Origin of the sequence: Pedobacter sp. (genome assembly GCF_041662865.1) — a bacterium.
GTDB lineage: Bacteria > Bacteroidota > Bacteroidia > Sphingobacteriales > Sphingobacteriaceae > Pedobacter.
The window spans coordinates 39,257-48,954 of the sequence record NZ_JBAZRL010000023.1 but is presented as its reverse complement, the minus strand read 5'-3'; the positions used below and the strand labels follow the sequence as shown (position 1 = coordinate 48,954).

10 protein-coding genes are annotated in these 9,698 nt (G+C 32.4%); 2 read left to right on the top strand and 8 right to left on the bottom strand.

Going from position 1 to position 9,698, the window contains the following annotated elements:
• The 8 genes from mraW to WC622_RS09600 all read right to left on the bottom strand — a co-directional run.
• Window positions 1-361, bottom strand: a 361-nt coding sequence (gene mraW / locus WC622_RS09635; protein ID WP_372819482.1) for a 16S rRNA (cytosine(1402)-N(4))-methyltransferase, incomplete at its 3' end; no start/stop codon positions are given.
• Entirely contained in the window at window positions 351-821 is a 471-nt protein-coding gene (gene mraZ, locus WC622_RS09630; RefSeq protein WP_372819481.1) for a division/cell wall cluster transcriptional repressor MraZ, read from the bottom strand. The genes mraZ and mraW, both read right to left, overlap by 11 nt.
• 212 nt (window positions 822-1,033) lie before the next feature.
• Window positions 1,034-2,224: a phosphoglycerate kinase gene (locus tag WC622_RS09625; RefSeq protein ID WP_372819480.1), complete on the bottom strand. Its 1,191-nt coding sequence runs from the start codon at window positions 2,222-2,224 to the stop codon at window positions 1,034-1,036.
• 4 nt (window positions 2,225-2,228) lie between these two features.
• Entirely contained in the window at window positions 2,229-2,660 is a 432-nt protein-coding gene (locus WC622_RS09620) for a GNAT family N-acetyltransferase (protein ID WP_372819479.1), read from the bottom strand.
• Window positions 2,653-3,648: a type I glyceraldehyde-3-phosphate dehydrogenase gene (gene gap, locus WC622_RS09615; protein WP_372819478.1), complete on the bottom strand. Its 996-nt coding sequence runs from the start codon at window positions 3,646-3,648 to the stop codon at window positions 2,653-2,655. Before gap ends, WC622_RS09620 begins: the two co-directional genes overlap by 8 nt.
• A 64-nt stretch (window positions 3,649-3,712) precedes the next feature.
• On the bottom strand, window positions 3,713-4,855 hold the full coding sequence (locus tag WC622_RS09610; protein WP_372819477.1) for an MraY family glycosyltransferase: 1,143 nt from the start codon (window positions 4,853-4,855) through the stop codon (window positions 3,713-3,715).
• Window positions 4,856-4,904: 49 nt separating this feature from the next.
• Window positions 4,905-5,120, bottom strand: a complete 216-nt coding sequence (locus WC622_RS09605) for a hypothetical protein (RefSeq protein WP_372819476.1) — start codon at window positions 5,118-5,120, stop codon at window positions 4,905-4,907.
• The gene (locus WC622_RS09600; protein WP_372819475.1) at window positions 5,121-5,675 is read right to left on the bottom strand and encodes a glycosyltransferase family 2 protein; all 555 of its coding nucleotides are present in this window, start codon (window positions 5,673-5,675) and stop codon (window positions 5,121-5,123) included.
• An 828-nt stretch (window positions 5,676-6,503) separates the two neighbouring features.
• On the opposite strand from WC622_RS09600, the gene WC622_RS09595 reads away from it, so the two are divergent.
• A complete protein-coding gene (locus tag WC622_RS09595; protein WP_372819474.1) occupies window positions 6,504-7,301 on the top strand; it encodes a polysaccharide biosynthesis/export family protein in 798 nt (265 codons plus the stop codon).
• Window positions 7,301-9,697 (top strand): GumC family protein, encoded by a 2,397-nt coding sequence (locus tag WC622_RS09590; RefSeq protein ID WP_372819473.1) that lies wholly within the window; start codon window positions 7,301-7,303, stop codon window positions 9,695-9,697. The genes WC622_RS09595 and WC622_RS09590 overlap by 1 nt, the downstream gene beginning before the upstream one ends.
• Window position 9,698 lies beyond the last annotated feature (1 nt).

The following is a 9,698-nucleotide window of genomic DNA, read 5'->3' as shown; positions in this document are numbered from 1 at the left end:
CTAAATCCGCCTCAAAACGAGTTGAAAAACCACGGCTAGGCTCATTAAATTGATGAGATGAAACACCTAAATCGGCCAAAATGCCATCAACGTGTTTATAGCCTAATAAACGTAAATTATTTTTAAGGAAGCCGAAATTTTGATCTACAAAAATGAAACGCGGATCGTTAATTTTATTTCTTTGTGCATCTGGATCTTGATCAAAAGCTATCAAAACTCCATCCTTACCCAAGTTTTTTAATATTTCTTTAGAATGACCGCCGCCGCCAAAAGTAACATCAACATATACTCCAGATGGTTTAATATTTAATCCTTCAATGCATTCTTTCAGTAAAACTGGTACGTGGTAATTATTTTCCATCTTCATCCCTCCTATCTTTACCACCCATCACTTCTTCCGCAAGATTTGCAAAATTCTCAGGTTCGTTATCTAATAAATTATCATAAGCAGCTTTAGACCACACTTCAATTTTATCAAACTGACAAGCTAAAACTACATCACCATTAATACCAGCAAATTCTAATAAAGATTTCGGCAATAAAACTCTGCCTGAAGCATCTAAACTTAATTCTGTAGCTCCACGGGTAAAAAAACGAATAAATTCTCTAGTTTTTTTCTCATACTGATTCAACTTACTTAACTCAGCCACAATACCTTCCCACACTTTTTTCGGATAAATCACTAAGTGTTTTTCAAATCCACGGTTAATGACCAAGCCCTCTTGCTCTACACTAGGCAATTGCTTTTTTAGACTCGAGGGCACCATAAGGCGTCCCTTCGCATCTAACTTACAATCAAACTCTCCTAATAGCTGTATCATTTTACCACCAACACTTTTTATGTAGTGTAAAAATAAACACTTCTACCACAATTTACCACTTCTTACCACAAAAAGTTTTCAACATATTTAAAATTCCCATTTCGTCTCATTTTTGAGTGTTTTTTAAAAAAAATCGCGGAAATCAAAAAAGGCGGCATTTCGGATTATTATCCAAAATACCGCCTTTTAAGTATTAATTACGCCCTATTTATCTAGCTTTGAATAGCTTTTACACCTGGTAATTCTTTACCTTCCATGTATTCTAATAAAGCGCCACCCCCGGTAGAAACGTAGCTAACTTGATCCTCTAAACCAAATTTAGCAATTGCCGCAGCCGAATCTCCACCTCCGATTAAAGAGAAAGCACCATTTTTTGTAGCTGCAACTACAGCTTCGGCGATAGCTTTTGTACCTTGTTCAAAATTGGACATTTCGAAAACACCCATTGGTCCGTTCCAAAGTAAAGTTTTAGAATTCTTAACAGTTTCGCTGAATAATTCAATGGTTTTGGGGCCAATATCTAAGCCCATCCAACCCGCTGGAATTTTTCCTGTATCCACCTGATCTTTAGCTGCATCATTATCAAATTTATCAGCAATTACAGTATCAACTGGTAGAATTAAATTTACTCCTTTAGCTTTTGCTTTATCTAGCAATTCAAGGCACAAAGCCATACGATCTTCTTCTAAAAGTGATGTACCGATTTCTCCGCCTTGCGCTTTAGCAAAAGTGTACGCCATACCTCCGCCAATAATTAGGTTATCAACTTTGTCTAATAAACTTTCGATTAATAAAATTTTATCTGAAACTTTTGCTCCGCCCATAATGGCTGTAAATGGTTTTGCAGCTCCATGATTTACTTTCTCAGCATTTTTCAATTCTTCAGCCATTAAATAGCCGAAATATTTAGCTTTTGGAAAGAATTGAGCCACAATAGTTGTTGAGGCATGGGCCCGATGAGCAGTCCCAAAAGCATCATTAACATATATGTTACCTAGTTTTGATAGTTTTTCTGCAAATGCAAGATCTCCTTTTTCTTCTTCTGGATGAAAGCGTAAATTTTCCAACAACAAAACTTCTCCTGGGAAAAGATTTTTAGCCTTATTTTCTGCCTCAGCACCAATGCAATCATAAGCGAATTTCACAGTTAAATCGAGCATTCTTGATAAATCACCTAAAATATGTTTTAACGAATATTTTCCTTCTGGCCCACCTTTTGGCCTACCTAAGTGCGACATTAAAATCACTGAACCACCGTCATTTAGTATTTTATTAATTGTCGGCAAGGCAGCACGCATTCTTTTATCGTCGGTAATATTAAAATCCTTATCTAGAGGCACATTAAAATCTACTCTTACCAGTGCTTTTTTATCTTTAAAATTACATTCGTCTATTGTGTTCATATATTTAGTATAAGTTTAAAATCATTTCATAATGCGGTCCAACGCCTTCTATTTCAAATTCATCAGAAACAAGCTTGAAACCTAGTCTTTTATAGAAATCGATGGCCGAGCTTCTTGCATTGCACCATATATATTGTGCATTTGTATTTTTGATGTATTCGATTGCAAATTTTACCAATTCCGAACCATAACCTTTACCTGAAAATGCAGTATCACTCGCCATTCCTCTCAATTGATAACCTAATTCTTTATTATCCTTATAGTTATTAGGAAAAAAAGATGCAATACAGGCTATTTCCTCATCAACATAAAAAGCTAAATGAAAAGCTCCTTGTACTTGATCTGTAGGAAATACACATTTTTCTGTTGGTAAACCATTTCTTAGAATTTTACTTCTAAGCCCCAAAGTGAGTTCAAATGGAATAAACTTAACCATTTATTTGTGTTATTTTTTCAACTAAATCTACCAATCTATTCGAATAACCCGATTCGTTATCATACCAACCCACTACTTTCACCAAATCGCCAACAATAGAGGTAAGTTGCGAATCAAATATACAAGAATGAGTATTATTTATAATATCAACTGAAACAATTGGATCTTCAGTATATTCAATAATTGATTTTAATTTCCCTTCGGCAGCTTTTTTAAAGGCGGCATTAATATCTTCAATTGTTGTTTTCTTTTTAAGAATACAGGTGAAATCCGTCAAAGAACCATTTAAAACAGGTACACGAATTCCAGCTCCCCCAAGTTTTCTATCTAAATGGGGGAAAATATGTGTAATTGCTTTAGCAGCACCTGTACTCGTTGGTATAATAGAGGACGATGCGGCTCTCGCTCTGCGTAAATCATTATGTGGCGCATCATGTAAATTTTGGTCACCAGTCATAGAGTGAATAGTAGTGATATATCCGTCTTCTATTCCCCAATTATCATCTAAAATTTTCACCATTGGCGCTACATTATTAGTTGTACAAGAAGCGTTGGATATGATATCTGATCTAAGATTAACTTCGTCATCATTTACTCCAATCACTACCATCGGAATAGTTATATCGCTTGCTGGTGCAGAAATAATTACTTGTTTTGCTCCTGCTTCAAGATGCAATGAAGCATTAGCTCGATTGGTAAACTTACCTGTCGATTCGATTACTAAATCTATTTCTAGTGCTTTCCATGGCAGCTGACTAGGGTTAACAGTTGCGTAAATTTTGATTCTTTTGCCATCAATAATTAGCAAATCATCCCCATAAGTAACATCACCTTTATAAACCCCATGAACAGAATCATATTTAAAGAGATGAGCCAGTGTTGCAGCTGAGGAAAGATCATTAATAGCTACTACATTAAGTTGACGCTCTATTGCGGTACGTAAAAAAATTCGACCAATTCGGCCAAAACCATTTATTGCTAACTTCATATAGCAAAACTACCTATATTCTTTTAAACGAATTGTTATTTTTTGTCGTTTTTTAATCACAACATTAATCAGTAGAAGGCTTAAAAGTATCCTTAAAAATAACATCGATTAATTTATAATTTTTGTTGGACTTTTTACCAATAACATACGTTATTGTCGCATTCATCAGTATACAAATTGATATTAATAACGTAATTAGTGTGAAATTTCCAACGCGTTGTAATTCAACCGCGAAAAAAATCATTGCAACATTAAAACCACCTAAAATCATTACAATTTTATTTGATTTAAAGCCTAAACGTTGTAAGCGATGATGAATATGATTACGATCGCCTTTAAATGGAGAGCTTTTATGTAGGATGCGAATGATAAATATCCTTAATGAATCAAAAATTGGCACTAATAGAACTGCGACAGCAATAGAAGGTGCAGAATAAAAATATGGTTTTGGTAAGGAACCAATTTTATTGAGTTCTATAAATTTAATAGCTAAAATTACACAAACAAGGCCTATAATTAATGCGCCAGTATCACCCATAAAAATTTTAGCTGGAGAGTAGTTAAATATTAAAAAACCAGCAATAGCTCCAAACATAGCAAATGCAATAAATGCATAAGGCAAAGCATTAGCTATGGCGAAAAATATTCCAAAGCTTAATGTGGCGATTGCCCCTAAAGTCCCGGCCAGGCCATCTACACCATCTATTAAGTTAAATGCATTGTTTACAAAAATAATTACAATAACAGAAAACAATCCTCCCCAGATTACATTTACTTCCCACACATAAAAAACCCCATATAAGCTTGTTAGCTTAAACCCTCCTAAAACAACTAAGATTATTGCAACTATTAACTGGAGCAAAAATTTTGTACTAGGGCCAACTCCATATAAATCGTCTTTCAGTCCTAAACCAAATAAAATAATACAGGATGTGATTAAAAAATTAGCTTGTTGATAATTAACCGTAGTAGCAAATAACAATATAGTTATTGTAAAACTGCAAAAAATAGCAACTCCCCCTAATCTTGAAATATGGATACGATGAGCTTTTCTATGCCCATCTGAATTATCGAATAAACGATATTTTATGGCTGTAAAAATAATAGACGGAATGCCAGCTATCGATAATAGAAATGCTAAACCAACAATTGAGATATAGTATATTAAATTCCCTTGTAAAAAATCCACAATTAATTGATTTGTCATGTACCCAAAAATACTTATTATATGTTTACTGAAAGTTAATTTCAGTAATTTAATGTAAATATTGCTTAATCTTACTCAATTTTTTTGCCAATAAAGTTACTAACGGAAATGAAATGTCATTTGCCTTTATAGCTTTATAGTCATTAACCAAAGCGTGGAAACGATGCTTTAAAGAAGCATTGCTCATTCCGCCAGTTCTCATATTTACGATTAACTGATTAAGGAATATTGCCTTAATTTCGTAACGATATAAATATCTAAGCATTCATTCATAATCTGCAGCAGTTCCAAAATCTAGGGAATAGTTTCCTAAACGTTTAAATAATTCTCTTTTTAAATATAAAGTTGGGTGTGCAGGCATCCAACCTAATTTAATATCTCTTTTTGTAAATTTTTTTGAAACCCACTTTCTGATAATTTGATTTGCATCTTCTGGATTGATATAATTCAGGTTTCCATAAACTGCATCTAAATTATTGTTTTTAAAACAGGTTACAATGTTAGAAATTACATCTTTAGCAGCAAGCATATCATCCGCATTGAGTATACCAATTATATCTCCCTTTGCTAAATTGATACCCTTATTTAATGCATCATACATACCCTTATCTTTCTCAGAAATAAAACAACTAATGTTTGATTTATATTTCTCAAGTATAGACAAAGTAGAATCGATAGAACCTCCATCAATTACTATATATTCAATATTACCATACGTTTGACTAATAACAGATTTAACACAATCTTCTATGTATTTTTCTCCGTTATATACTACAGTGATTACACTTACTTTCAATGACAGATTTTCTAAATAAGACAATTAATTTTAAACTGGAAATTTTGTTTAATCTAGTGTTAATTTACTTTAACTTCTACAGAAGTTTTCTTTTTTTAAGCTAACTACTTCAATAATTTAAGAAAGCAATTTAAATATTATGCAAAAACAGTTATGTTTAATAGTCATATTTATAAATAAGGGATTAATGAGCAATTATATCCACAGTTATACCCAATTATACTCATTAAACCAAACATGTAAAAGCCAAACTTAACTAACAGTTAAAATATTTCTCTTATAGAGAAAATAACAACTGCATCCCATTATCGCACTTATCAAAACCCAAGTAAAATTATCTAAAGAACAAGGCAGTGGACCATAACTTACATAATTCCCTAAACTATATGTTGTGCTTTGCTTAATATAACAGCCATTTGTTGAGATTGCTTGCACGCAATACACCGAGTTGGGATTGGTAACTCTATCTGAAGCACCATTATATACATATGTTGGCAAGCTATTATGGGCCGTAGTTGCAGTAATATACAAGTTTCCTGAAGACGCATATATACAACCGTTAGCTGCATTGGCATTATTATTACTTATACAAAATAAGATACCAAGAAAGGCAATAAATTTAAACTTATTCATGAAGAGGATTAATTATATTTTTATTTAGGCAAGTTTTGAGCCGAAATATTATTGCTTTTAAAGAAATTTTATATAGTGCATATATAATTTTAGAAATTTTATTTAGCAAAAGTTAAAAACACGATTTTCTTATATTCATATTTTTTCAGCATCTTTAAGCTGTATTTAATAGTTTCATTATTTACAAAGACGATATTATCCTACCAGGAATACCATACTATGCAGAAAGTCAATCTTCTAAAAAATTTATTCTTAATTTTCACTATAATTTTACTTCTTTCAGCTTGCGCAGCTCGGAAAGAAAAAACCCTTTTTAATGCATCTACTGATATAGTAACCGACACTATTAAACAAGTTTATGTTGTGAATGATCAAGGGCTAGGTGATTTGTATTATAAAATCAAAGTAAATGATATTTTGGCAGTTAGAAATGTCCAAAACAAAGAATTTGGTTCAACAGGTGCCATTGGTGCTTCTTCTGGTGGAAGTTCAGCAAATGTTACGTCTTATCCAGTTGATAATGATGGAAAGGTAAATCTTCCAGCGATTGGAAAAATTGCTGTAGCTGGTTTAACTCGAAAAGAAGCTACTGCCAAGTTACAAGCTATTTATGCGGAAAAGCAATTAGTAGATCCTATTATTGAAGTAACAATTGTAAATGTTAAGGTTACCTTATTGGGAGAGTTTATGAAACAAGGCAATTTCTTATTAGAAAGGGATAACACAAGTTTAATAGATATCTTGGGCGAAGCAGGTGGCATTACGAAAACTGCAGATCCTAAAACTTTAAAAATTATTCGTGGCGAAAGAAGCAATCCAGAAATTATCTATGTAAACTTAAATGATATTAATAGTTTAGCTAGTAAAAAATTGATTTTGCAAAATAATGATATAATTGTGCTACAACCTACTAAAAGCAGTGTGCTCGGCGAAAAACTACAGAGCTATAATAACATTATACAGCCATTACTTGTTGTAATTAACCTAGCTGTATTAATATTTACATTTACACGTTAATGAGTAATCCAGAAACTTTACAACACACTAAAACTGTTAGGCAGGATATAGACTTCTATAAAATATTCAAAGTTTTTTTTAGTCGCTGGTATTGGATTGCAGGTTGTGTAATTATTGCATTAATAATTGCCCGAATAAATATACTGTATACACCTCCTATGTATCAGACTAGTGCCTCTTTAAAATTACAAGAAAATAGGCCAACACTTAATACAATGGGTGGTGACCCTTCTCAGGCATATAATTATACAGACAAAATACAAGCAGAAGGTGTTGTTATCAGAAGTAATGATGTTATTTTAAATGCAATTTCTAATCTAGATTATAAAATATCATATTATATAAAAGGTACGATTAGAACTACTGAATTATACCCAAGAAAACCCTTTGAAATAGAAATTATTAAACAAGATTCTGTAGATTTTAGTAGGTTTTTGTATCAAGTAGAAGCTGTTAACCCTACTACTTTTACTTTAATTTCAGAAAATAATGGTCCTAAAAAGGAATATCATTATAATGATACGCTGAAAATGGGAAATATGATATTCCGAATTAAAAGTCAAATTCCTGCTGGTTCTTATAGTTTTAGATTTAATTCTAAAGAAGATTTTATAGGCAGGGCCGGCAATATTTCTACTAGTGAGATGGGTAACTTTACTAATATAATGTTACTGACACAAACAGATTCCAATCCTATTTTTGCTGCAGATATTTTGAATTCCATTATGAAGGAATACGTTGCTTATGATATCATTGAAAAGCGAAAATCTGCAGAGCAAACAATTGAGTTTATTGAAAGTCAGTTAGGTTTCTTAAGTAAAAAAGCAGACACGGCAGGTTCGAACTTGGCCAACTATAAAATAAAAAACAAAATGGTCGATTTAAGCGCCAGCAGCCAATTGAATGCTAGTAAGTTAAGCGCATTGGAAACTCAAAAATCTGAAGTAAATATAGAATTGATTGGAATAAATGAATTAGAAAATCAAATCAATAACAACAGAGATAAAATAAAAATTAATTTCGATTTAGAAGGTAACATAAGTGGCTTATTAAGTGGTTTAGTTAATCAGCTTAATATATTAATTAGCTCTAGAGAACAAAAATTAATTCAATTCAAACCTAATTCAGAACCAATTCAAGAGCTAGACAAACAGATTTCAGATATTAAAACTGCAATTAAGAACAACATTAGATCCTTAAAAGAACGTAATCTTAAATTGATGCGTTATTTTGATAATCAAATTGCTTTAGTTAATCAAAGTATAAGTCAAATACCAGGAAAAGAAAAGGACTTTGTGCAATTCCAATCTAACTTTGATGTGAACAATAAAGTTTTAACTTATTTATCAGAGAAAAAATTAGAATCCGAATTAAATGCGGCAGCTATTGTTGCAGGTGCAGCTATTGTAAACAAAGCATTTCCCTCTAATGTTCCTATATCCCCTGTAAAAAGCAAAATATATTCTTTTGCCGCCATGATAGGATTAGCTTGTGGCTTTGGTCTTATTTTGTTGGTACGTTTCTTAAATCCTTACATTTACGATAAAGAAACTGTTGAAGCTTTAACAAATACACCAATTATTGGAGTTATTAGAAAATTCCCTGAATATATTGATAAGGATAATAGACAGGCACTTTCTATCTCAAAACCAAAATCAGTTTTTGCTGAATCTGTACGTTCTGTTCGGACAAATCTTAGTTTTTTAGCGAGTAACAAAAAAAGCAAAACCATTTGTATTACATCAGAAGTTTCTGGAGAAGGTAAATCATTTGTAACGGTTAATTTAGCTGGCACTTTGGCTTTAATTGATAAAAAAGTAGTTCTAATTGCTGCCGATTTACGTAAATCGAAATTACATAAAGTTTTTGGCAGTGATAATAAAGTTGGCTTGAGCTCTTACTTAACTGGCCAAAAAACGTTAGAAGAAGTTATAATTCATGATGAAGTTCATAATATAGATTTTATTCCATCTGGGCCTGTGCCTCCTAACCCATCAGAGTTGCTGCATACAGAATCCATGAAGAAATTGCTTGAGATATTAGCTCCTCAATATGACTATGTATTGGTAGATACTGCACCTGTTGGTTTGGTTTCAGATGCCATTCCATTAATTAGACAATCTGATGTAAACCTGTTTGTAATTCGTTCGGGAAAATCTCAATTTAGAGCAGCAGCGATACCTGAAAGGCTTTCACGTGAGTATGGATTAAGCAATTTAGCAATTGTTTTAAATGCATTTGGTGATGATGCACTTCATTCTAATTACTACACAACTGATTATGCTAGAGGTGGCGGAAATAGTACGTATTATTATTCTGATTATTCTGGCTATGCGGGTTCTGGATATTACGAAGAAGATCCAAAAAAATGGTGGGAATTTTGGAAGAAGAAATAAT

Excerpts from the sequence above, each read along its gene's own strand:
- mraZ (WP_372819481.1), bottom strand. The coding sequence starts at position 821 with ATGATACAGCTATTAGGAGAGTTTGATTGTAAGTTAGATGCGAAGGGA.
- WC622_RS09605 (WP_372819476.1), bottom strand. The coding sequence starts at position 5,120 with ATGCTTAGATATTTATATCGTTACGAAATTAAGGCAATATTCCTTAAT.
- gap (WP_372819478.1), bottom strand. The coding sequence starts at position 3,648 with ATGAAGTTAGCAATAAATGGTTTTGGCCGAATTGGTCGAATTTTTTTA.
- WC622_RS09625 (WP_372819480.1), bottom strand. The coding sequence starts at position 2,224 with ATGAACACAATAGACGAATGTAATTTTAAAGATAAAAAAGCACTGGTA.
- WC622_RS09590 (WP_372819473.1), top strand. The coding sequence starts at position 7,301 with ATGAGTAATCCAGAAACTTTACAACACACTAAAACTGTTAGGCAGGAT.
- WC622_RS09610 (WP_372819477.1), bottom strand. The coding sequence starts at position 4,855 with ATGACAAATCAATTAATTGTGGATTTTTTACAAGGGAATTTAATATAC.
- WC622_RS09620 (WP_372819479.1), bottom strand. The coding sequence starts at position 2,660 with ATGGTTAAGTTTATTCCATTTGAACTCACTTTGGGGCTTAGAAGTAAA.
- WC622_RS09595 (WP_372819474.1), top strand. The coding sequence starts at position 6,504 with ATGCAGAAAGTCAATCTTCTAAAAAATTTATTCTTAATTTTCACTATA.